Consider the following 21,714-nt stretch of genomic DNA (forward strand, 5'->3'; position numbering starts at 1 on the left):
CGATGGCCCACGTGGTCCTCAAAGATCTGGTCAAGACCTATGGCAGCTTCAAAGCCGTCAACAATGTCTCGCTGACGGTCAATGACGGTGAATTCGTTGCGCTTGTCGGCCCCTCGGGCTGCGGCAAGACGACGACGCTCAATCTCATCGCCGGGCTGATCCCGATCACGTCGGGCGGTATCTTTATCGGCGACCGTGTGGTCAACGACCTCGACCCCAAGGACCGGGACATCGCAATGGTGTTCCAGAACTATGCGCTCTATCCGCAGAAGTCGGTCTATATGAACCTCGCCTTCCCGCTGCAAATGCGCAAGCTGCCCAGGGGCGAGATCGACAAGAAGGTCAGGGAAGCGGCGCGGGTGCTCGATATGACGCAGCTGCTCGAGCGCAAGCCACGCGAACTTTCGGGCGGGCAACAGCAGCGCGTTGCCCTGGGTCGCGCCCTGGTTCGAGATCCGGCGGTATTCCTGATGGACGAACCGCTCTCCAATCTGGACGCAAAGCTGCGCGTGCAGATGCGGTCCGAAATCAAGCGGTTCCACCAGGACCTCAAGGCGACGATTGTCTATGTGACACACGACCAACTCGAGGCCGTGACCATGGCGGACAGGATGGCTGTGATGAACGGCGGCCACCTGCAGCAATACGATTCGCCGGCGCAAGTTTTCGCCCATCCCGCCAACATGTTCGTTGCGAGCTTCGTCGGCAGCCCGGCGATGAGCCTTATCCCGCTAGAGGCGTCGACCGCAAACGGCAGCACCGTTCTGACGAGCGCGGAAGGCTGGAGTCTCCCGCTGTCGCAACTCAACGCGCGCAAGGTCCTGGGAGCAACCACCAGGAAGGTCGTGCTCGGCGCGCGACATTCGACGATCAAGCTGCACAAGAGCGCTGCCCCCGGCGCCATTCCGGCCAAGGCCTATACGGTGGAACCAACCGGAGACGTCACCTTCGTGCAGGCGTTCCTCTCCGGGGCGATCGTCAACATCAGCGTGTCTCCCAACATCGCCGTCACACCCGACGAGCACATCTGGCTCGAATTCGATCAGGAACGCATCCATCTGTTCGACGGCGAGACGGAGATGGCCCTTCAGGCCGATTGAGACAGGGGCGGATGCGTTCGGGGAATGCGTGTGAATGGTCACAAAGCTTAAGATCACGGCGATCAAGCCTTATCCGGTATGGGTGGGAACGCGCAACCAGATGCTCGTCAAGGTCGAGACCGACCAGGGCATCTTCGGTTGGGGCGAGAGCGGCTTGAGCGGCCGCGAAATGGCCGTGGCCGGCGCGCTCGAGCACTATCGCGAATTTCTCATCGGCCGCGACCCGATGCAGATCGGGCGGATCTGGCAAGAGGTCTATCGTAGCCAGTACTTCGAAGGCGGGCGCGTTCTGCAGGCGGCGATTTCCGCCATCGACATTGCCCTTCACGACATCAAGGGCAAGGCGCTGGGGGTGCCGGTCTACCAGTTACTCGGCGGCAAACAGCGCGACCGCATCCCCACCTTCGCCTCGACCGGAGATGAGGCCGAGGGCGATGTTGCCATCGAACGAGCCCGGGAACTGTGCGCGCAGCGGTGGCAGGCTATCCGCTTCTTCCCCATCGGGCAAAGCAGCAGAGACATCTTCGAGCCGCGCGAGTCGATCGGCGCTACCGCGAGCATGCTGAACAAAGCACGCGAGGCGCTGGGCGATGACGTCGTTCTTGGTATCGACTATCATCATCGGCTGTCCGTGGCCGAGGCGGCGAGCTTCTGCAACAAGCTCGGTCGTGGCGTGCTCGATTTTCTTGAGGAGCCGATCCGCGACGAGACGCCAGAGGCCTACGAATCCCTGCGCACGATGACCGACATCCCGTTCGCCATCGGCGAGGAATTTGCCAGCAAGTGGCAGTTTCTGCCGTACATCGAGCGTGGCATCCACCAATTCAACCGGCTCGATGTTTGCAATGTCGGCGGGCTCACCGAGGCGATGAAGGTCGCTGGCTGGAGCGAAGCGCACTATGTGGACCTGATGCCGCACAATCCCCTTGGCCCAGTCTGCACGGCCGCAACCATCCATCTCGCCGCGGCAGTGCCGAATTTCGCGTGGCTCGAGACCAGGGCGCCGGAAAGGAAGCTGGGTTTCGATAATTCCGAGTTCTTTCCCGTGCAACCACGGCTAAGCGGCCCCGATTACCCGGTCAGCGATTTGCCGGGACTCGGCGTCGAGATCAACGAGGAGGCGATCCAGGCGCAGAGCTTCCGCTTCTGGGAGGCGCCTCACCTCAGGCGTCGCGACGGGTCTGTTACGAACTGGTAGTTTCCTTTCAACCGGAGTCCACAATGACGCATACCCCCGACATCACGCGGCCGCCCAAAGATCTGATCGACGCGCTCAGGGAGATCGGTGCAGCGACGGTTGCCGGCACGCTCGGCCATATGGGCTTCCGCAACCCGCACATGGTCGGTCCGGTGGCGCAGAACCATGGGAAGTCGATCGTCGGGCCGGCGCTGACGCTGCAGTTCCTGCCGCAGCGGCCTGACCTCTTCAGCGAGGGAGAATACGCCGATCCCGAAACGCAGTTGCACCGGCACGTGCTCTACCACGCGCAGGAAGGCGATGTGGTCGTCGTCGACGCGCGCGGCGACATGAGTTCGGGCGTCTTCGGCGATATGATGTCGACCTATTTCAAGGGCAGAGGCGGCGCGGGTATCGTCATCGACGGATGCATGCGTGATCGGCCCAATGTCGAAAAGCTCGATCTGCCCCTGTGGCTGCGCGGTTGGACGCCAAATTATCACGTCCAGACCAGCATCTATCCCAATGCCGTCAACGTTCCGATTGCCTGCGGCGGCGTCACGGTCATCCCCGGCGACATCATCGTCGCCGACGACGACGGAGTGGTGGTGCTTCCCGTCGCAATGGCCGCAACGGTGATTGAAGAATCACGCAAGCATCACGATTGGGAGGAATTCTCCCGCATGAAGCTGATGCAGGGCGCGCCGCTGCAACGCTACTATCCGCTGCATGACGATGCCCGCGGCGAATATGAGGAGTGGCGCAAAGCCAATCGGTAGGCCACTGCAGACGAGCTTGTTTTTTAACGAACACTCCCCCGGCGAACAGAACGTTCAAGAAGGGCGCTGTCCCCTGAAGACGCCGGAGGTCCAACACGGAAGTCGAAGGACAGGACCCGTGTCACGGCGGTGTCGACCTCGCACCGGTAACTCAGATGGTACCATGTGGTCGCCGTGCGGAACGCGACATCCGGGGCGTCGACAACATTGCCGGCCTTCAGCGGAAGGCTAGGGATTAATTCGGGAAAATAGGAGGCGCCAAGCAGGCGCTGGTCCAAGGCGCTGGCGCAAAGTTTCGCGCCCCGTTGATCGCGAGGCACGCCGGACATCGCGGTGGTCGCGAGCGCATCGCCAGTAGCACCTTGTGAATAAAGCTTGCGGACACCCGGAAGGCCTGCATAAGCCCGGGCAGCGGCAGCGTCCGTGGAGCCTGGCCTCTCGGCCCCTCCGCTTTCAACTTTTGCGACCTTTGCGGGGCTGGGCGTCGGCGCGTTTTCAGGCCTGGCCTTCGGCGCCTGGGCCGAAGCGGGGAGCTCGATCTCACCGTCGTCGCCAGGGGCAGCCAGCGGCGTTGCTGCCGCTGCAGCCTGTTTGTCGGCGTCAGGTGCCTCGGCCTCGTGTTTATCTGCTGCCGGCTTCTCGTCAATCTTGGCCTGCTCTGTCGGCCCTCCGGCGTCGGGCGCTAAGGCGGGTTTACTCTCTGCATCCTTTGGCGCGGCAGCTGGCCTTGGCTCGCTGTCCCTGGCCGGCGACGGCGCGTTGTCTTGAGCGCTGCCCCCATCCAGGGATTTCCTGGGGCCGGTATCCTTGTCTCCGAACTGGAAAACCGGCTTCAGGACATCGACCGGCGGCGGCAGCTTTCGTGGCGCAGGCTTTTCCACCTTCTGCTCTGGGGGCTCTTTGGCCTCGGCTTTCTGTGGAGGCGGCGCAGGAGGTTTCGGTTTTGGCGGTTGAGGCGGCGGCACGAGCGCGACATTGATCGGTTGCTCCTCCTGCGGCTGTTCCGGAGGTGTTGGCAGCCGGTAGATCAGGAGCGCGGCGATGAGCGCATGCAGGATCAGCGATGCGGGCAAGGCCCACAGCAAAGTCCGCCGCCGCTCAAATGTCTCGTCCTTCATCCCTCACGATGTGGAGCGAAAGTGCGGCGGCATCAAGCATGGCCGCCGCATTGGCGCAATTTAGCCGCAGCTCGGCAACGAGAACGGAACGATCAACTTCGCCGTGGACTGCCGCCGTGTCATGTAAACGCGCGGCGTCACCGGCCGCCCAGGTACCGACTCCGATGCGCGGCACCGAGCGCCCATCCGAAAGCTCCATCATCCGCCTCCATTGTGCTAGCGACGCAGGGTGGCGTGGCGGGCATGCTCGCGGATGTCTTCGCGGGAAATGCCGGCATCTTCCAGCGTTCGCTCCGGAACCCGCCTCAAGCTTGCAAGCGTCTGGCGATAAGCAAGCCAACGAGCGAAACGGCGTCGAAGGTCATAAAGCATGGTCGTCTCCCTTGGTGCGCGGAACGCTCCGCGTTTGGGTTACTCGAAAGCGCAAAGCGTACACCCCTTGGCTCATTCGCCGCCGACAGGATTGTGCTGGCTTTGGGCTGTTGAAGCGATTGTCACTGTCTTCCAGACAAGAATTGTTCAACGCTTCCAATGGCTACATACTTGCGCGTGATGCCCCTTCGCGCTACAGCCAAGGTCGCAAGGAGTTTTTCATTTCTGAAAAATGGATATCGACTGGGACGATCTGAGGTTGTTTCTGGATGTTGCGCGGCTGGGTGGCTTGAGCGCGGCGACGACAACCACGCGCCTCAGCGCGGCCACCCTCGGACGGCGCGTCACCGCGCTCGAAAAGCAGATCGGCGAACCGCTGTTCGTTCGTCAGCAGACCGGCTACCGGCTGACAGCGGTCGGCGAGGACCTGCTGCGGCGCGCCGAAGACGTCGAGGCGGCAATGCGATCGCTGACCCGCTGGCGCGAAGGAACCCTGCCTGACCGCATTGTCCGCGTCTCGGCCGGGCCATGGAGCTCAGCCTTCATTTCCGCCCATATCGGCGATATCTGGACGGTCGATGACGGCATAAGGCTGGAACTCGTCACCACCACCGACCGGGTCGACATCGGCCGCCGCGCCGCCGACATCGGCATCCGCAGCGAGCGCCCGACCGAGCGTTGGCTGGCGGGCCGTCAGAGCGGCAAGGTCGCCCACGCCATTTACTCCGGACGTCATCTGATCAACGGCGTCGCCGCCGGCTTGTTCGTCGGCGTCACCGGTGAAGGGGCAAACATAGCCTCGGCGCGCTGGCTGCAAGCCCATCACGGCGACCGCATCGCCGTACGCGGCAACGACAGCCATTCGGTGCGCGAACTGGTGGCCGCCGGCGCTGGCCTTTCGATCTTTCCGTGCTTCGTCGGTGACAGCGATCCGCGACTGGTTCGCGTCGCCCAGCCGCTGCCCGAACTCGAAACCGACCAATGGGTCGTCACCCATCACGATGAACGTCACTCCGCGCCGGTACGAAAGGTCGCTGACCGGATTGCCACCTTGATGCGGACGCACCAGCCGCTGTTTCGCGGTGAGGCGCCGATACAGTAGGCTCCGCGTGAAAGCCGCCGAACGGCGCATCCGGTTCTTGGGAAACATAGGCAATGGATCGCAGGCTTCACCTTTTTCGTGGGCCAGAATCAAGTACCTTCCCCTATCTTTCCGAATGGTTCCCCCACATCGCTACACAGCCATCCACGATCGACCCCACGAACGCGCAGCCAACGCTGCTAATGGCTCACCAATCGCGGGCGATCGCACTGGAGACTCGTTCAGGAGGTCGGCTCGGGTAAGCGTATATGGTACGAGCGCCACATCTTGTCTTGCCGCAAAGCTCACCCTCTGATTCCCTGCGCCAAGGCTATGGAACCTGATTCTTGCACCTGGCGTGTTCAAACGGCGCGCTCCGGGATGAATCTTTTGTCGATCAATTCCAAGGAGACAAGACGATGAGCACAGCGGCAAGGCCCGTCATCTCGGAAATGCGGCCGAAGATAACCGTTGTCGGTGTCGGCGGTGGTGGCGGCAACGCGGTCAACAACATGATTGCGGAAAATCTGCAGGGGGCGGAATTCATCGTCGCCAACACCGATGCCCAGGCTCTCACCATGTCCAAGGCGTCGCGGCTGATCCAGTTGGGAGCCCATGTCACGGAAGGCCTGGGCGCCGGATCGCTGCCCGCGGTCGGCCGTGCGGCCGCCGAGGAATCGATCGACGAGATCAGGGACCACCTTGCGGGAACCCATATGTGCTTCGTGACCGCCGGCATGGGAGGCGGAACTGGAACCGGCGCCGCGCCCGTCATAGCGAACGCTGCGCGCACAGCCGGTATCCTGACGGTGGCGGTCGTCACCAAACCATTCACCTTCGAAGGAAAACGCCGCATGCAAGCCGCAGAAGAGGGCATCGAGCAGCTTCGCGAATGCGCCGATACCGTGATCGTTATTCCGAACCAGAACCTGTTCAGGATCGCCGACGCCAAGACGACTTTCGCGGACGCCTTCGCCATGGCCGATCGCGTCCTTTATTCCGGCGTCGGCTGCATCACCGACCTCATCGTCAAGGAGGGGCTGATCAATCTCGACTTCGCCGATGTGAAGTCGGTGATGCGCGACATGGGCCGCGCGATGATGGGCACCGGGGAAGCCACGGGTGAGGACCGCGCCAGGAAGGCCGCCGAAGCGGCTATAGCAAACCCGCTTCTCGACGAAGCCTCCATGATCGGCGCCAAGGGCGTCCTGGTCTCGATCTCGGGCGGCATGGACATGACGTTGTTCGAAGTCGATGAGGCCGCCACCCGCATCCGCGAGGAGGTCGACGCCGACGCCGACATCATCGTTGGCGCGATATTCGACCGGGCCCTTGCCGGAAAATTCAGGGTCTCAGTCGTCGCGACAGGATTGCGGCCGGGACTTGAGATGCCACAGTAAGCAAGGATCCGGCGGCACCTGAAGGCATCGACAGAGCCAGGGCCTACCTACTCCGCGGCCTGAACCCGGTTGACCTGGATGATCGCCTTGATCTCGGCTCGGCAGGAACCGCAATTGGTGCCGGCCTTCAGGGCGCCGCCGATGGCATCGACGGTCGTGCAGCCGGCCGCAGCAGCCGTCGTGATCTGGTTGGCCCCGACGCCAAAACAGGAACAGACGATCGCACCGGCATCTGGCCGTTCGGCTCCAGCGCGGCCGGCGACGATGCGGAAGCGTTCGCGCTGGCTGGCGTGCACCTCATCGAGCTGTTGCGCTGCCCAGCCGCGTGATACCGCGACCGGCCCGGGCGCAACGAACAAGGCCCCGGCGAGGTGCTTGTCATCGAAGGCGGCGATACGATGCTGGCCCGCGTCGCGGTCGTGATAGGCGAGCATTTCGGCTTCCGGCGTCGCGCCGAACAGGGACCGGGCAAAACCTGCCCAGTCGATGTCGTCGTTGGCAAAAGCAAATTCGAGCCGCCAGCCGCCCTTGCATTTGGCCACGGCCCAATAAGTCGCGTCAACCATCGTCGGCCGTCGGCGCATCACGGCGAAACCAAAGGCCTTTGCCGCAAATTTCTCGATGTGGGCCGCGACATGTTTTAGCGCCGGCTGGCCGGAGATTGGATCAGTCAGCGGCGCGGTGAGCGCGTCGAGCCGGCCCTTGGCGGCGAACTGATCGGTCCAATGCATGGGTGCAAACAGACTGCCACGGCGCTGGCGGGGCGTGATCATTGCGCGCACGAGCACCTGGCCGCGCGGGCTTGAGATGCGCACGATGTCGGCGTCGCCAATGCCGTGTTGCTGTGCATCCGCCGGATGGATTTCGACGAAGGGCTCGGCGATGTGCTGCGAAAGACGCGCGCTTTTGCCGGTGCGCGTCATGGTGTGCCAGTGATCGCGGACCCGGCCGGTGTTGAGGATGAGCGGATAGTCCGGATTGGTGCGGATTTCCGTGGCGGCTCGAATGCCGACGAAGCGCGCCTTGCGATCGCTCGTGTAGAAATTCCCGTCGGCGAAGAAACGGGTGATGGAGGGACCAGGTGCGGTCTTCTGGGAACTCGGCGCCGGCCATTGGAACGGCTCCAGCGTGCCGTAGCCTTCTTCACCAAGACCACCATAAGCGCCAATATCGAAATCCCGCGCACCATCATTCTCAAAGCCTGACAGCGCGGCGTGTTCGGCGAAGACCTCCCAGGGCGCCTCGTGCGCAAACGCCGCGCCAAAGCCCATCCGTCTGCCGACTTCAGCAATGATCTTCCAGTCCGGCCGCGCTTCGCCCGGCAGGCCCAGAAATGCCCGCTGGCGTGAGATGCGGCGCTCTGAATTGGTGACGGTACCGTCCTTCTCGCCCCATGCGGCGGCGGGCAACCGGACATGGGCATGGCGGACCGTGTCGGTCCTGGCCAACACGTCGGACACCACGACGAAGGGGCAGGCCTTGATTGCCGCTTCGACGGCATCGGCGTCCGGCATCGAATCGACCGGATTGGTGGCCATGATCCACAGCGCCTTGATGCGCCCGTCGGCCAGCGCCTGAAACATCTCGACCGCCTTCAGGCCAGGCTTTTGCGCCACGGCCGGCGCGTTCCAGAAGCGCTGCACGCGGCCACGGTGTTCAGGGTCTTCGATCTCCATATGAGCGGCCAGCATGTTGGCCATGCCGCCGACCTCGCGGCCACCCATGGCGTTGGGCTGGCCGGTCACCGAGAACGGCCCTGCTCCTGGCTTGCCAATGCGGCCGGTGGCGAGATGGCAGTTGATGATGGCGTTGACCTTGTCGGTGCCGGACGATGATTGGTTAACGCCCTGGCTGTAGACGGTCACGGTCTTCGCGGTGACCGAGACCAGGCTGTAGAAACGGGTGAGCTCATCCTCGCTGAGGCCGGTGGCGGCTGCGACACCGGCAAGGTCGAGTTTCGAGGCGGCAAAAAGGGCTTGGCCGAAACCGGCGGTGTGCGCCGAGATGTAGCCGCGGTCGAGCGCGTTGTGCTGGCCGAGATAGGCGAGCAGACCCGTGAACAAAGCGACATCGCCATCCGGCGCGATCGCCAGATGCATGTCGGCGATGTCGGCAGTCATGGTGCGGCGCGGGTCGACCAGCACAATCTTCATGTCGGGCCGCTTTTCCCGCGCCGCAGCGATGCGCTGGTAGAGCACGGGATGGCACCAGGCGAGGTTGGAGCCGACCAGCACGACGAGATCGGCGAGCTCGAGATCCTCGTAGGTGCCTGGCACCGTGTCGGAGCCGAAGGCGCGGCGGTGGCCGGCCACCGATGAGGCCATGCAGAGGCGGGAATTGGTGTCGATGTTGGCCGAGCCGATGAAGCCTTTCATCAGCTTGTTGGCGACATAGTAGTCTTCGGTCAGCAATTGGCCGGAGACATAGAAGGCGACCGAGTCCGGACCGTACTCGGCAATGGTTTGCGAGAAGGTCGAGGCGACGCGGTCGAGCGCCTCGTCCCAACCGGCGCGGCGACCGTTGATTTCTGGGTACAGCAGCCTGCCGTCGAGGTCGATGGTTTCGGCCAGGGCCGAGCCCTTGGAGCAAAGCCGGCCGAGATTCGCCGGGTGATCGGGGTCGCCGCGGACGCTGACTTCGCCGTCCGCGGCGACCTTCGCCAGCACGCCGCAACCCACCCCGCAATAGGGGCAGGTGGTCCTCACCTCGCGCGCTGCGTCAATCTCCATTTTTCAGGCCGCGCGGCTGGCAAGCGCTTCGAGCGCGATGAACAGACGCTCGCCCTCAATCCTGACGGGAATGGTGCGCACCGCGCCCTCATCGGCGCCGAGCGCCCTGCCCGTCTCCAGCGAGATCACCCAATTGTGCAGGGGACAGGTCACCGCCGCGCCATGGACGATGCCCTGGCTGAGCGGCCCCCCCTTGTGCGGGCAATGGTCGTCGATGGCATAAACCTGATCGTCCGCCGTGCGGAAGACGGCGATCTTGCCTTCCGGCGTGTCGACGCAACGCGCGCCACGGCGAGGGATGTCGGACATGGCGCCGATTGCAATCCAGTTCATCTCCATCACTCCGCCGCCTGCGCAAACCCGACCGAGGCCATCGGCCTGAACTCGTGCTTGTCCTTTCCGGAGACGCGCTCCGACCACGGGTCGACCTGGGCGAATTTCTGGCTGAAGACGAAGCGCTCGTAATAGGCCTTGCGCTTCTCGCCATCGTCCATGATCTGGCGCTTGATCTCGGGAATGCCGATGCGCTTTGCCCATTTGTAGATGCGCTCGAGATAGCGGCCCTGCTCGCGATACATCTGCGTCAGCGCCACGATATGCTCCAGCGCCTCGTCTTCTGTCTTCACAAGGCCGAGCACCTCGGTGCCCTTGATGTCGAGGCCGGCCGCACCGGCGAAGTGAATCTCGTAGCCACTGTCGACGCAGATGATGCCGACATCCTTGCAGGTCGCCTCGGCGCAATTCCTCGGGCACCCCGACACCGCCATCTTGACCTTGGCCGGCGTCCACGAGCCCCACATGAATTTCTCGATGCGGATGCCGAGTCCCGTCGAATCCTGCGTGCCGAAGCGGCACCAGTCGGAGCCGACGCAGGTCTTCACCGTGCGCAACCCCTTGGCATAGGCATGGCCGGAGACGAAGCCCGCCTGACCGAGATCGGCCCACACCGCCGGCAGGTCCTCCTTGCGGATACCCAGCATATCGATGCGCTGGCCGCCCGTGACCTTGACCATGGGGATCTCGAACTTGTCGACGACATCGGCAATGGCGCGCAGTTCCGCGGCGTTTGTCACGCCGCCCCACATGCGGGGCACCACCGAATAGGTGCCGTCCTTCTGGATGTTGGCGTGGACGCGCTCGTTGATGAAGCGCGACTGATAGTCGTCGGCGTAATCATCCGGCCAGTCGCAGACGAGATAGTAGTTGAGAGCCGGCCGGCATTTGGCGCAGCCGCAGGAGGTCGTCCATTCCAGCTCCTGCATGACGGCCGGAATGGTCTTCAGGCTCTTGGCGATGATCAGCCGCCGAACCTCGTCATGGCCGAGCGTTGTGCAGCCGCACATCGGCTGTACGGCGGCCGGGTTGTATTTGTCGCCAATGGTCAGCACCATCAGCTTCTCGACCAGCCCGGTGCAGGAGCCGCAGGAGGCCGACGCCTTGGTGTGGGCGCGCACATCATCGAGCGAAGTCAGGCCTTTGCCTGAAATCGCGTCGGTGATCTTGCCCTTGCACACGCCGTTGCAGCCGCAGATTTCCGCATCATCCGGCAAGGCTGCAACGGCCGCCATAGGGTCCAGCGGGGCACCCCCCTGGTAGGACTGGCCGAAGATCAGCGTGTCGCGCATCTCCGAAATATCGGTCTGCTTCTTTTTGAGATCATTGAACCAGGCGCCGTCTGCCGTCTCGCCATAGAGCACGGTGCCGATGATGCGGTCGTCCTTGAGCACCAAGCGCTTGTAGACGCCGGCCGAAGCGTCGCGCAACACGATCTCCTGGCGATCCTCGCCTTCGGCAAAGTCGCCGAGCGAAAACAGGTCAATGCCGGTGACCTTGAGCTTGGTCGGCGTGTCCATATGGACGAAGGCCGCCGCCTCGTTGCCTGCAAGCTGGCTCGCGGCAACGCGCGCCATCTCGTAGAGGGGTGCTACCAGCCCATAGACCTGGCCGTTGACCTCGGCGCATTCACCGAGCGCGTAGATATCGGGGTCGTTGCTGCGCATGCCAGCGTCGACGACGATGCCGCGATTGACGGCGATGCCGGCCTGTTTCGCCAACGCAGAATTCGGCCTGATGCCGACCGCCATGACCACCAGCGTTGCCGGAATGACGGTGCCGTCGGCCAGTTCCACTTGGCCGACCTTGCCGTTGCCGGTGATCGCCTGGGTGTTGGCCTTGGTGATGACCTTGATGCCGCGCTCCTCGACGGCGCGCTGCAGGAGATAACCGGCTGCCGGATCGAGCTGGCGCTCCATCAGCGTCGGCATGACATGCAGCACGGTGACGTCCATGCCTTGGGCGTTGAGGCCGGCCGCCGCCTCGAGCCCGAGCAGGCCGCCACCGATGACCACGGCCTTGGCCCGCGACTGCGCGGCAAGCATCATCGCCTGCACGTCGTCGAGGTCGCGATAGGTCAGCACACCCGGCAGATCATGGCCGGGCACCGGAATGATGAACGGCACCGAGCCGGTGGCGATGACGAGCTTGTCGTAGGGCTCGGTGACGCCGTGATCGGACGTAACGGTCTTCGACGCCCGGTCGATGGCGATGATCTTGTGACCCTTGTAGAGGGTGATGCCGTTGGCGATGTACCAGCCGTCGCCGTGGATGATGATTTCCTCAAATGCCTTTTCGCCCGACAGCACCGGCGACAGCATGATGCGGTCGTAGTTCACCCGCGGCTCGGCGTTGAAGATGGTGACCTGGTAGCGCCCGGGCGCTTGCTCGAAAAGGTGCTCCAGCATGCGCCCGGGGGCCATGCCGTTGCCGATGATGACGAGTCTTTCGCTCATGACGTTACTCCGCGGCTTCGACGAAGCGGTGGCGTTCGTAGAGGAACTTCAGCACCGCCTCGCGGCAGCGCAGGAAGGTCCGGTCGGAAGAGAGTTCGACGCGTCGGCGCGGGCGCGCCAACGGCACCGGCAGAACCTCGCCGATGGTCGCCGCCGGGCCGTTGGTCATCATGACGATGCGGTCCGACAACAGCACCGCCTCGTCGACATCGTGGGTGATCATGATCGTCGTCGAGCCAAGCCTGGAATGGATGTCCATCACCGCGTCCTGCAGATGGGCGCGCGTCAGCGCGTCGAGCGCACCGAAGGGCTCGTCGAGCAGCAGGATTTTTGGCTCCATGGCCAGTGCCCTGGCGATCCCGACGCGTTGCTTCATGCCGCCCGATATTTCAGCCGGCCGCTTGTCCCTGGCATGTGCCATCTGCACGAGATCGAGATTGCGCATGATCCAGTCATGCCGCTCGGCCTTGCTCTTCGAACGACCGAAGACTTTCGATACCGCCAGACTGATGTTTTCGTAGACGGTCAGCCACGGCAGCAGGCTGTGGTTCTGGAACACCACGGCGCGTTCGGGTCCGGGGCTGTCGACCTCCTTGTCTTCGAGCAGGACGGCACCGGCGGAAACTTTGGTCAGCCCGGCGATGAGGTTGAGCAAGGTCGACTTGCCGCAGCCGGAATGACCGATGATCGAGACAAATTCGCCCTTGTCGATGGTCAGCCTGATGTCCTTCAGCACCTCGCTGACCTGGCTCCCGCGGGCAAAGGATTTGTCGATATGGTCGAGCTTCAGATAGGCTTTCATCACCCTCTCCTCACTTTGCCGTTGTGCCGCGGGTGACGAAGGCGCCGACCGCCGCGACCAGGCGGTCGAGACAGAAGCCGGTGACGCCGATATAGGCGAGCGCGACTATGATGTCGGGCAGCCGCGATGAGTTCCAGGCGTCCCAGATGAAGAAGCCGATGCCGACGCCGCCGGTCAGCATTTCGGCGGCGACGATGGCGAGCCAGGACAGACCAATGCCGATCCTCAGGCCGGTGAAGATGTAAGGTGCGGCCGCCGGCACCATGATCTTGACGAAGAATTCGAACTGGTTGAGCCGCAGGATGCGCGAGACGTTGCGGTAATCCTGCGGGATGTTGCGCACACCGACGGCGGTGTTGATGATGATCGGCCAGATCGAGGTGATGAAGATGACGAACAGCGCCGACGGGCTGGAATCGCGGAATGCAGCCAGCGACAGCGGCAGCCACGCCAGCGGCGGTACGGTGCGCAGGATCTGGAACACCGGGTCGAGGCCACGCATCGCCCAGATCGACTGGCCGACCAGCGCGCCGAGCGCGACGCCGACGACCGCGGCCAGGCCAAAGCCGATGGCGACGCGCTGCAGCGAGATCAGCACCCGCCACGCCAGCCCGATATCCTGCGGGCCGTTGTTGAAGAACGGATGGGCTATCAGATCATAGGCCTCGTTCCAGACCTGGCTGGGCGGCGGCAGGCTTGCGGTGGGCGACGAGCAGGCGATCTGCCAGACGACCAGGATGAATGCGATGACGATGACCGGCGGCACCAGGGCGGTGGCCAATCTCCCGGCAATGGCGATCGGGTCGAAGCGGCGCCGCGCCTTGGCGGTGAAAGCGATCACCGCGGCCGGTTTGGCGGGAAACGCCTTCAACTTGGTGTCCTCGATAGTCTGGATCGACATGTCTGGGAAAGCTCCTTGGGTGCTGCGAGCGGCAACGGCGCGAAGGCGCCGTTGCCGCTTGGGGGCGACAAACGGCTTGCGCCGTTTGCGCCGGCCTAGGCCAACGCCTTGATCTTCAGGCTGTCGAGATAGGCGGACGGATTGGTCGGATCGAAGATCTTGCCGTCGAAGAAGGTCTCGACACCACGCGACGACGACGCCGGAATATCGGCCGCTGCGACGCCGAGGTCCCTGGCCGCCTCGCGCCAAATATCCTCGCGGTTGACCTGATCGACCAGCGCCTTGATGTCGGTTGTCGGCGCGAATTTTCCCCAACGGATGTTTTCGGCGAGGAACCAGCTGTCGTGGCTCTTGTAGGGATAGGAGACGCCGCCCTTCCAGAATTTCATGTAGAGATCGGTGGCGGTGGCGACACGGCCGTTGCCGTAGTTGATGTCGCCCTTGAGGCGGCCGATAATGTCGGCGACGGGCACGTTCATCCACTGCCGCTTGCCGATGATGGCGGCCATCTCGTCCTTGTTCTCGCTGGCCTCGCACCATTGCTGGGCCTCCATGACGGCCATCACGATCGCCTTGGTTGCGTTCGGGTATTTGTCGATGAATTCGGCGCGCAGGCCGAGCGCCTTTTCCGGATGGCCTTTCCACAACTCGCCCGTGGTGGCGGCAGTGAAACCGACGCCTTGGTGGACGAGCTGTTCGTTCCATGGCTCACCGACGCAGAAGACGTCCATGTTGCCGACCTTCATGTTGGCGACCATCTGCGGCGGCGGCACGACGATGGTCGAGACGTCCTTATCGGGATCGATGCCGCCGGCAGCCAGCCAGTAGCGCAGCCACAGATCGTGAGTGCCACCGGGGAAGGTCATGGCGGCCTTGACCTCCTTGCCGGCCGCCTTCTTGGCGGCGAAGGCATCCTTCAGCTTGGAAGCATCAAGGCCGACTCCGGTGGCGGCATATTCCTGGGCCACCGAAATGCCCTGGCAGTCGTAATTGAGCCGCGCCACGATCGCCATCGGCATAGGCTGGTTGTTCTGCGTCACCTTGCCGGTGTGCATCAGGTAAGGCAGCGGCGTCAGGATGTGGGCTCCGTCGATGCCGTTGGCTTCGCCGCCGAGCATCAGATTGTCACGCGTCGCGCCCCAGGAGGCCTGCTTGAGCACCTCGACATCGGGCATGCCGTGTTTGGCGAACAGCCCCTTCTCCTTGGCAATTATCAGAGGTGCCGCATCGGTCAGCGCGATGAAGCCGAGCTTGGCGCCGGTGACTTCCGGAGCAGCGGTGGCGGCATAGGCGCCCGAGGGGAAGAGCTTGCGAGCCGCCATGAACAGGCCGGCGGTCATAGCACTGCTGACAAGAAAATCGCGACGCGTCACATCCTTGAGCGACGTGCCCGTCCCAATCCATTGCTTCATCGTCTTCTTCATCGTCGTCTCCGGTTGAAAGCGAGGGCGCCGTCGATTGGCCCAAAACAAAAAAGCTGCCGTCCAGGCCTCGCGTCCGTACATCCGGGATCGCGTGTAGACCTGAGCGGCAGCTTTGCCTTTTGGCGCCCGCCATTGGACGCCTGTTCCGTGACCCGTGAGGGCTGATTATTTCAAAGCAGGAACCGTGCCAGTTTTGAACAAGTGACAAAACACCAATGAAATCAGCAATTCGAAGCGATTCCCATCACGCCGGCTCATAGGACTGGGAGGCCAAAGATTGTTCACTAGAGAATTTGCACGCACATTTTTTGTGCAATGCACAAGAATGGCGTGAAAATGATCAGGCCCGGAGCAGGCCCGATTTCTGGCTGGCAATGTAGGCGTCGATCTTATCGGGATCGAAGATCTGGCCGTCGAAGAAGCCGTCCGGGCCGAGCACCAAGCTCGCCCCCGCCGAGCCGACCGGCGTTGACGTCTTCAGCGCGCCCTCGACCTTGGCGTTGGCGCCGGGCAGCGCCACGCCAAGCGGCTTCAACGCCGCGCGGTAGAGGTCGGGCCGGTAGCAATTGCTGGCGATGGCGAGGTTTTCCGGAGTGTGCGCGATGTCGCCCCAGCGCACCATCTGCGTGTAGAACCACAGCGCATGGCTCTTCCACGGAAAGTTCGCCGCCTTGTCGAACGGCACGAAGAAATCCTCGACCGTCCGCTCCGCGCCGCCGCCAAGCTGGAGATGTCCGGTGAGGACAGGCATCTGGATCGCCGACGGTTGGCCGAGGAAGCGAGGCTCCGCCATCAACGAGGCCAGATCCGCTCGGTTTGCCGCATCCTGACACCAGCGGGCGGAATGATGCAGCGCTCTCAGAAGCGCCGCCAGCGCCTGCGGATTTTCCTCGGCCCAGGCCTGGCGCGCGCCGATCACCTTCTCTGGGCTGTTCTTCCACAGCAGCGCCTTGACGGTAACGATATGGCCGGTGCCGGCGGCGACCGCGGCGCTGTTCCAGGGTTCGCCGACGCAATAGCCGTCGATGCGCCCAGTGGCCAGGGCGTCGGCCATGAAGGGTGGCGGCACGATGACGATCTCGATCTGGCGCTGCGGATCGATGCCGCAGGCGGCAAGCCAGTAGCGCAGTTCGTAATTGTGCCCGGAATGCGGGTGCACGACGGCAAAGCGCAGCGGCTCTCGGCCGGTTGCTGCCCGCACGCGGATAAATGCGCCAAGTGCTGCTCCGGCGCGCGCCGGGTCGAGATCCGGCTCGGCGCCATGTGCTGCCATGCCGCCCCAGACCGCGTTGGAGACGGTGACGCAGTTGCCGCCAAGGCCCAAGGAGAACGGCACGACGGTGTCGGAGGCGAGCGGCGTCAGGCCAAGGCTGCAGGCAAGCGGCATCGGCCCCAGCATATGGGCAACGTCGAAATGGCCAATGGCGATGCGGTCGCGGATGTTGGCCCAGGATGTCTCGCGCTGCAGCTTGAGTTCCACCCCTTCGCGGGCGGCGAAACCCAACTCGCGGGCAGCGACCAGCACGGCGCTGTCGAAAAGCGGCATGAACCCGGCGGTGATCTGATGCGCAGCAGTCATGCTCATTCGTCCCCCATCGGTCCCAGCAGACCCGCGGCGGTCACCAGGCTCTGGGCGATGTCGCTGATCTTGCGGTTCTGGTTCATCGCCGTCTTGCGCAGCAGCGTGTAGGCGGCCTCTTCGGTCAGGCCGCGCGATTTCATCAATATGCCTTTGGCGCGATCGATCACCTTGCGGCTCTCGAGTTCGCCGCGAACCTCTTCCAGTTCGCGCGCCATGCGCGAGAAAGCGTTGAAACGGCTGACCGCCATGTCGAGGATCGGCTTGACGCGCTCCTGCCTAAGACCGTCGACGACATAGGCCGACACGCCTGCATCGACCGCCGCCTCGATCGAGGCCTGGTCGGAGCGGTCGACGAACATGGCGATCGGCCGCTTCACGGCGCGTGAAAGCTGGAACATGCTTTCCAGCATGTCGCGGTTCGGATTTTCGAGATCGATAACGATGACATCCGGCTCGATCTCGGCAATGCGGCGTGCGATACCGGTCACATCATGGATAACTGTCACCCGCTCATGCCCGGCCTCACGCAAGCCGGCCTCGATGATCGAGGCACGGATGCGGTTCTCATCGATCACCAGGACGGCGAGTGGAGCGCGGATCATGCGTGGCATTCTGCTTAAGTAGAAAAATTGTGCAATGCGGCATGGTTCGGACAGTTGGACCAAACCACACGGGCAGGATTACTTCTTCTGCCCGCACGTCGCTCGATGACGATGGTGGGCACATCAAGACACGCCTGCAATCACAGACCTTGTTTCAGTCCGGCGGCCTAACGTACGGCATAGCGGCGGCGAGCGATCGCTCGAAAGCATCGATCAGCGTATCGACCTGGGCCTCGGTAATGATGAGCGGCGGGCAGAAGGCAATCGCATCGCTCATGTTGCGCGAGATCACCCCGTTCTGCTGGAGGAACCCGTTGACCAGTCCACCAAGCGCGGCGGGCTTCCCCCACGGCGCCTTGCTGGTCCGGTCCGCGACCAGTTCGACGGCGGCGATCAGACCCACACCACGCACCTCTCCGACGAGCGGATGCGATGCGAGCTTGCGCAACCGTGCCTGCATGTGCGCACCGACCGTACGCGCGTTGCCGACAAGGTCGCGCTCCTCGATCAGCTTGAGATTCTCCAGTGCCACGGCTGCGGCGACGGGGTGGCCGCCGCCCGTGAAGCCATGCCCGAACGTACCGATGCGGTCGCTTTCGTCCGCGATTGGCTCGAACATCTTCTCATTGATGAGCAGCGCAGATATCGGCAGGTAAGACGAAGAGATCTGCTTGGACAGCACCATAATGTCGGGCTTGATGCCGAAAGTCTGCGAGCCGAACATCTCGCCTGTCCGGCCAAAGCCGCAGATGACCTCGTCGGCGACGAGCAGGATGTCGTATTTCGACAGCACCGCCTGGACCTTCTCCCAATAGCCTGCCGGAGGAACGATGACCCCGCCCGCGCCCATGATCGGCTCGCCGAAAAAGGCGGCGATGGTCTCGGGTCCCTCGGCGAGGATCAGCGTCTCCAGATCATCGGCAAGACGGCTCGAGAACTGTTCTTCGCCTTCACCCGGCTTGGCATCACGCCAGTAATGCGGAGCCGATGTATGGAGCACGTTGGCGATCGGCAAATCGAATGAAAGATGGTTGTTGGGCAGCCCGGTCAGGCTGGCCGAGGCAATCGTCACGCCGTGATAGCCGCGTTTGCGGCTGATGATCTTCTTGCGAAGTGGCTGGCCGAGCGCATTCGACCGGTACCAGATCATCTTCATCGCCGTGTCGTTGGCCTCGGAGCCCGAATTGGTGAAATACGCCTTGCTCATCGCAACCGGCGCCATCTGAACCAGCTTCTCGGCCAGGTCGACAAGCGGCGAATGCGATTTCGAACCGAAGTCGTGATAGTAGGGCAGCTTTGACATCTGACGCGTGGCGGCGTCGACCAGCCGCTTTTCCGAGAATCCGACGGCTACGCTCCACAAGCCCGCCATCGCTTCAATGTATCGATTGCCGGCCAGGTCCTCGACATAGATGCCATCGCCCTTTTCGATGATGAGCGGACCCGACTCCTGATGTTTGCGGGCGTTGGTATAGCCATGCAGGTGGTACCGGCTGTCACGTGCCTCGGGGGAATTGAGTCTGGCGTCCACGACGGCTCCTGTCTACGGGGTTCACGGGGAACTGTCTCCTGCCGGGCTGGCAGCTTCCCTTTCGCATGATCACAAACCAAGACGGCCCGCACAAGGCAGGCCTTTTGATATTTGGTTGCGGGACCTCAGCACGATCGCGAGCCGCGCATCATTGGCCCCCGACAGAGCCTGACATTCCAGCGCCGGCGCAGCATCCTGACACATGAATTCGTAGCTAGGCCGTTGCAGCGGTCGCCTGAGCCGTGGCTCGTTTTCGAGGGGCCGGACGGCGTCGATCGCGCCGTTTCGAGACGACTTTGAGAGGAACGGCCGGCGCTGGAGAGAGCGCACCAAGCACAGCGTTGACCATGCCGTTTGCTACAAAATCGGCGCTAATATCGGCGGCCAGAGCTTGCCCTTCTTGATCGCCTGCGTCCGCGTCCGACCAGAACACAATCCCAATTCTCAATCCTGCCTTGGCGCGTTTCAGTCGGCGGACCAGAAAGCGTGCATGCATGAGGGAGTCCCGGTTCAGGAAGCCGACCACGACGGTGTCGATGGTTTCGAGCTCGAGACGACGAATAGCTGCCGGCTCCATATCGACGAAACTCGCCTTCGCCACTGTTGCACCTTGCACCTCCAGCACCTGAGCCAGCATGGCAGCAGCGGCATCATCGAGTTCCCCGCGACCGCCGGCACAAAGCACCGACATGTCCTTGCCATCGGGAAGCTCGATCTCGTCCGCTTCGACGCCATCCAGTTCCTTGTTTACGCTCCCTTCCGCGGTGGCTGCAGGCTCATCTTCCTCGCTTGCCTCTTCCAGTGCATCGTCGGCGAGATTTGCGACGAGGATCTGCGCGCTCGCCGCCACCTGCCTCTGCTGCTGATCGCCCATTACGCCACGCATACGGTCCTGCTCGCCCAACAGGAGTGCGGGAATGGCGACCTTGTCGTAGAAATCGATCAGATACTCCTCCTCGAGGATCTCCTCGGCATGGTCGGTGGCTTCGTCGGGATCGCCGGCCAGGAGACGCTGATATAGCCGGGCGTGAGGTTCGAGCACAGGCTCGTTGCCAAACAGGACGTCGAGAAATTCGAACTGCGGAACGTGTCGCCCGAGGACGACGAGACAAACCGTCAGCGGCGTCGAGAGGACCAGGCCGAGCGGCCCCCACAGCCATGTCCAGAAGATCGCAGCAACGATGATAGCCAAAGGGGAAAGTCCCGTGCGCGAACCGTAGAGCCACGGTTCGACGACATTGCCGGTTACCAGTTCCATCACGATGAACAGTGCAGCTGTCCACAGCACGAGCGACCAGCCGGGTGCCACGGCCAAGGCGAGGAACAATGGCAGCAGCGCGCCTATCACGGGGCCGATATAGGGAACGAAGCGAAGCGCCAGTGCCAGCAATCCCCACAGCAGCGCGTTGGGAATGCCGAGCACCCAAAGCCCGATCGCAATGGGGATTGCGTAGACAATGTTGACCACCATCTGCATGAGCAGATAGCGACCGACCCGCTTGCCGGCGTCCTGCAATGCTTCTGTCGTGCGGTGGAGATCTCCGTAACCGACCAGGCGAATGAACCTGTCGCGCAGATCCTCCCGCTCAAGCAACATGAAGATGACCACGATGATGATCAGGCCCGCCGAGGCCAGCGGGCTGATCAATGGTCCTATGATGTTCTGCAAGACCTCGAGAGGTCGCTCGCGCGCCACGATCTCGACCGGAACCGGCTCGCGCCGGGGCTTGTCGGTTACGGGCGGCGGCACCTCCTGCTTATCAATCTCTTGACCGACACGCTCGATCACGCCGCTCAGCCTTGCAATGATGCCGCCACCGACGCCCGTTTCCTTGAGCGAACGGACTTTGGTCAGAATATTAGCCTGGTAGGCCGAAATGTTCTGGGCAAGCTCGCTCACCTGCGTCGCAACAATGAAGCTGAACAGGCCCAGAGCCGCGAACGCGCCAATTACGCTGAGAAGAACTGCGGGCAGCCGAGGCAGGCCGGCGCGTTTCAGCCCGGCAACAACCGGCGCCAGCGCAAAGGTCAAGAGCAATGCGATTGCAATCGGGAGAAAAACCTCGCGACCGAAATACAGCGCAGCAACCGTCGTGACGACAGTTGCGACGGTGGGCAGAGCCGTGCGCGGATGGGCAGTCCCGGCCGCAAGAATGCGTCCTAGCCCTCGCTCAGACGATGGGATGTCGTTTCGACGATTGGCAACCACCGCATTCCCCCGCGTTGCCGTACATGATTAGACCCATCCGCCCGGCGCGCAATGTTAGGAGTAGCGCATACATGAGTTTTGCACTTTTGCCTCTCGATATCTGACGAGTTCGCCTCTC

18 protein-coding genes are annotated in these 21,714 nt (G+C 63.0%); 5 read left to right on the forward strand and 13 right to left on the reverse strand.

All coding sequences use genetic code 11. The annotated features are described in order from the left end of the window. Window positions 1–2 precede the first annotated feature (2 nt). From ACWGTI_RS00925 to ACWGTI_RS00935, 3 genes are read left to right on the forward strand one after another with little or no spacing between them, the layout of a single operon-like run. On the forward strand, window positions 3–1,100 hold the full coding sequence (locus ACWGTI_RS00925; protein WP_454585381.1) for an ABC transporter ATP-binding protein: 1,098 nt from the start codon (window positions 3–5) through the stop codon (window positions 1,098–1,100). A 34-nt stretch (window positions 1,101–1,134) separates the two neighbouring features. After that, window positions 1,135–2,298: a mandelate racemase/muconate lactonizing enzyme family protein gene (locus tag ACWGTI_RS00930; protein WP_454585382.1), complete on the forward strand. Its 1,164-nt coding sequence runs from the start codon at window positions 1,135–1,137 to the stop codon at window positions 2,296–2,298. 23 nt (window positions 2,299–2,321) lie between these two features. Next, entirely contained in the window at window positions 2,322–3,056 is a 735-nt protein-coding gene (locus tag ACWGTI_RS00935; RefSeq protein ID WP_454585383.1) for a ribonuclease activity regulator RraA, read from the forward strand. Between the two features lie 23 nt (window positions 3,057–3,079). On the opposite strand, the gene ACWGTI_RS00940 is transcribed toward ACWGTI_RS00935, so the two are convergent. The 3 genes from ACWGTI_RS00940 to ACWGTI_RS00950 are packed head-to-tail and all read right to left on the reverse strand — an operon-like array spanning window position 3,080 to window position 4,546. Next, a complete protein-coding gene (locus ACWGTI_RS00940) occupies window positions 3,080–4,174 on the reverse strand; it encodes a DUF930 domain-containing protein (protein ID WP_454585384.1) in 1,095 nt (364 codons plus the stop codon). Further along, window positions 4,155–4,376, reverse strand: a complete 222-nt coding sequence (locus ACWGTI_RS00945) for a hypothetical protein (protein ID WP_454585385.1) — start codon at window positions 4,374–4,376, stop codon at window positions 4,155–4,157. Before ACWGTI_RS00945 ends, ACWGTI_RS00940 begins: the two co-directional genes overlap by 20 nt. 14 nt (window positions 4,377–4,390) lie before the next feature. Further along, window positions 4,391–4,546 (reverse strand): DUF1127 domain-containing protein, encoded by a 156-nt coding sequence (locus ACWGTI_RS00950; RefSeq protein ID WP_142866806.1) that lies wholly within the window; start codon window positions 4,544–4,546, stop codon window positions 4,391–4,393. Window positions 4,547–4,778: 232 nt separating this feature from the next. Here ACWGTI_RS00950 and ACWGTI_RS00955 point away from each other — a divergent pair, with 232 nt between their 5' ends. Next, window positions 4,779–5,648 carry a LysR family transcriptional regulator gene (locus ACWGTI_RS00955; RefSeq protein ID WP_454585386.1) on the forward strand — a complete coding sequence of 290 codons (870 nt, stop codon included), beginning with the start codon at window positions 4,779–4,781 and terminating at the stop codon, window positions 5,646–5,648. 398 nt (window positions 5,649–6,046) lie between these two features. Beyond that, the gene (gene ftsZ, locus ACWGTI_RS00960; RefSeq protein WP_454585387.1) at window positions 6,047–7,027 is read left to right on the forward strand and encodes a cell division protein FtsZ; all 981 of its coding nucleotides are present in this window, start codon (window positions 6,047–6,049) and stop codon (window positions 7,025–7,027) included. Between the two features lie 47 nt (window positions 7,028–7,074). Here the strand turns inward: ftsZ and ACWGTI_RS00965 are convergent, their stop codons facing one another. The 10 genes from ACWGTI_RS00965 to ACWGTI_RS01010 all read right to left on the reverse strand — a co-directional run bounded on the left by ACWGTI_RS00965 (window position 7,075) and on the right by ACWGTI_RS01010 (window position 21,596). Beyond that, window positions 7,075–9,756, reverse strand: coding sequence for a nitrate reductase (locus tag ACWGTI_RS00965; RefSeq protein WP_454585388.1), 2,682 nt, complete (start codon window positions 9,754–9,756; stop codon window positions 7,075–7,077). 3 nt (window positions 9,757–9,759) lie between these two features. Continuing rightward, window positions 9,760–10,095: a nitrite reductase small subunit NirD gene (gene nirD / locus ACWGTI_RS00970; protein ID WP_454585389.1), complete on the reverse strand. Its 336-nt coding sequence runs from the start codon at window positions 10,093–10,095 to the stop codon at window positions 9,760–9,762. Then, on the reverse strand, window positions 10,095–12,545 hold the full coding sequence (gene nirB / locus ACWGTI_RS00975; protein WP_454585390.1) for a nitrite reductase large subunit NirB: 2,451 nt from the start codon (window positions 12,543–12,545) through the stop codon (window positions 10,095–10,097). The genes nirD and nirB overlap by 1 nt, the downstream gene beginning before the upstream one ends. A 4-nt stretch (window positions 12,546–12,549) precedes the next feature. Then, window positions 12,550–13,347: an ABC transporter ATP-binding protein gene (locus tag ACWGTI_RS00980; protein WP_454585391.1), complete on the reverse strand. Its 798-nt coding sequence runs from the start codon at window positions 13,345–13,347 to the stop codon at window positions 12,550–12,552. Between the two features lie 10 nt (window positions 13,348–13,357). Continuing rightward, a complete protein-coding gene (gene ntrB / locus ACWGTI_RS00985; protein ID WP_454585392.1) occupies window positions 13,358–14,248 on the reverse strand; it encodes a nitrate ABC transporter permease in 891 nt (296 codons plus the stop codon). A 95-nt stretch (window positions 14,249–14,343) separates the two neighbouring features. Continuing rightward, a complete protein-coding gene (locus tag ACWGTI_RS00990) occupies window positions 14,344–15,672 on the reverse strand; it encodes a CmpA/NrtA family ABC transporter substrate-binding protein (protein WP_454585393.1) in 1,329 nt (442 codons plus the stop codon). A 340-nt stretch (window positions 15,673–16,012) separates the two neighbouring features. Continuing rightward, window positions 16,013–17,251, reverse strand: a complete 1,239-nt coding sequence (locus ACWGTI_RS00995; RefSeq protein WP_454585394.1) for a CmpA/NrtA family ABC transporter substrate-binding protein — start codon at window positions 17,249–17,251, stop codon at window positions 16,013–16,015. A 2-nt stretch (window positions 17,252–17,253) separates the two neighbouring features. Further along, window positions 17,254–17,856 carry an ANTAR domain-containing response regulator gene (locus tag ACWGTI_RS01000; protein ID WP_454585395.1) on the reverse strand — a complete coding sequence of 201 codons (603 nt, stop codon included), beginning with the start codon at window positions 17,854–17,856 and terminating at the stop codon, window positions 17,254–17,256. Between the two features lie 154 nt (window positions 17,857–18,010). Next, on the reverse strand, window positions 18,011–19,387 hold the full coding sequence (locus tag ACWGTI_RS01005; RefSeq protein WP_454585396.1) for an aspartate aminotransferase family protein: 1,377 nt from the start codon (window positions 19,385–19,387) through the stop codon (window positions 18,011–18,013). A 214-nt stretch (window positions 19,388–19,601) separates the two neighbouring features. Next, window positions 19,602–21,596: an AI-2E family transporter gene (locus tag ACWGTI_RS01010; protein ID WP_454585397.1), complete on the reverse strand. Its 1,995-nt coding sequence runs from the start codon at window positions 21,594–21,596 to the stop codon at window positions 19,602–19,604. Window positions 21,597–21,714 lie beyond the last annotated feature (118 nt).

The organism is Mesorhizobium sp. ArgA1 (genome assembly GCF_053714375.1).

Bases quoted from the DNA above. Each gene is read 5' to 3' on its own strand.
- ftsZ (WP_454585387.1), top strand. From the start codon at position 6,047: ATGAGCACAGCGGCAAGGCCCGTCATCTCGGAAATGCGGCCGAAGATA.
- ntrB (WP_454585392.1), bottom strand. From the start codon at position 14,248: ATGTCGATCCAGACTATCGAGGACACCAAGTTGAAGGCGTTTCCCGCC.
- ACWGTI_RS00965 (WP_454585388.1), bottom strand. From the start codon at position 9,756: ATGGAGATTGACGCAGCGCGCGAGGTGAGGACCACCTGCCCCTATTGC.
- ACWGTI_RS00935 (WP_454585383.1), top strand. From the start codon at position 2,322: ATGACGCATACCCCCGACATCACGCGGCCGCCCAAAGATCTGATCGAC.
- ACWGTI_RS00995 (WP_454585394.1), bottom strand. From the start codon at position 17,251: ATGACTGCTGCGCATCAGATCACCGCCGGGTTCATGCCGCTTTTCGAC.
- nirD (WP_454585389.1), bottom strand. From the start codon at position 10,095: ATGGAGATGAACTGGATTGCAATCGGCGCCATGTCCGACATCCCTCGC.
- ACWGTI_RS00955 (WP_454585386.1), top strand. From the start codon at position 4,779: ATGGATATCGACTGGGACGATCTGAGGTTGTTTCTGGATGTTGCGCGG.
- ACWGTI_RS00945 (WP_454585385.1), bottom strand. From the start codon at position 4,376: ATGATGGAGCTTTCGGATGGGCGCTCGGTGCCGCGCATCGGAGTCGGT.
- nirB (WP_454585390.1), bottom strand. From the start codon at position 12,545: ATGAGCGAAAGACTCGTCATCATCGGCAACGGCATGGCCCCCGGGCGC.
- ACWGTI_RS00990 (WP_454585393.1), bottom strand. From the start codon at position 15,672: ATGAAGAAGACGATGAAGCAATGGATTGGGACGGGCACGTCGCTCAAG.
- ACWGTI_RS00925 (WP_454585381.1), top strand. From the start codon at position 3: ATGGCCCACGTGGTCCTCAAAGATCTGGTCAAGACCTATGGCAGCTTC.
- ACWGTI_RS01000 (WP_454585395.1), bottom strand. From the start codon at position 17,856: ATGATCCGCGCTCCACTCGCCGTCCTGGTGATCGATGAGAACCGCATC.
- ACWGTI_RS00930 (WP_454585382.1), top strand. From the start codon at position 1,135: ATGGTCACAAAGCTTAAGATCACGGCGATCAAGCCTTATCCGGTATGG.
- ACWGTI_RS00980 (WP_454585391.1), bottom strand. From the start codon at position 13,347: ATGAAAGCCTATCTGAAGCTCGACCATATCGACAAATCCTTTGCCCGC.
- ACWGTI_RS00940 (WP_454585384.1), bottom strand. From the start codon at position 4,174: ATGAAGGACGAGACATTTGAGCGGCGGCGGACTTTGCTGTGGGCCTTG.
- ACWGTI_RS00950 (WP_142866806.1), bottom strand. From the start codon at position 4,546: ATGCTTTATGACCTTCGACGCCGTTTCGCTCGTTGGCTTGCTTATCGC.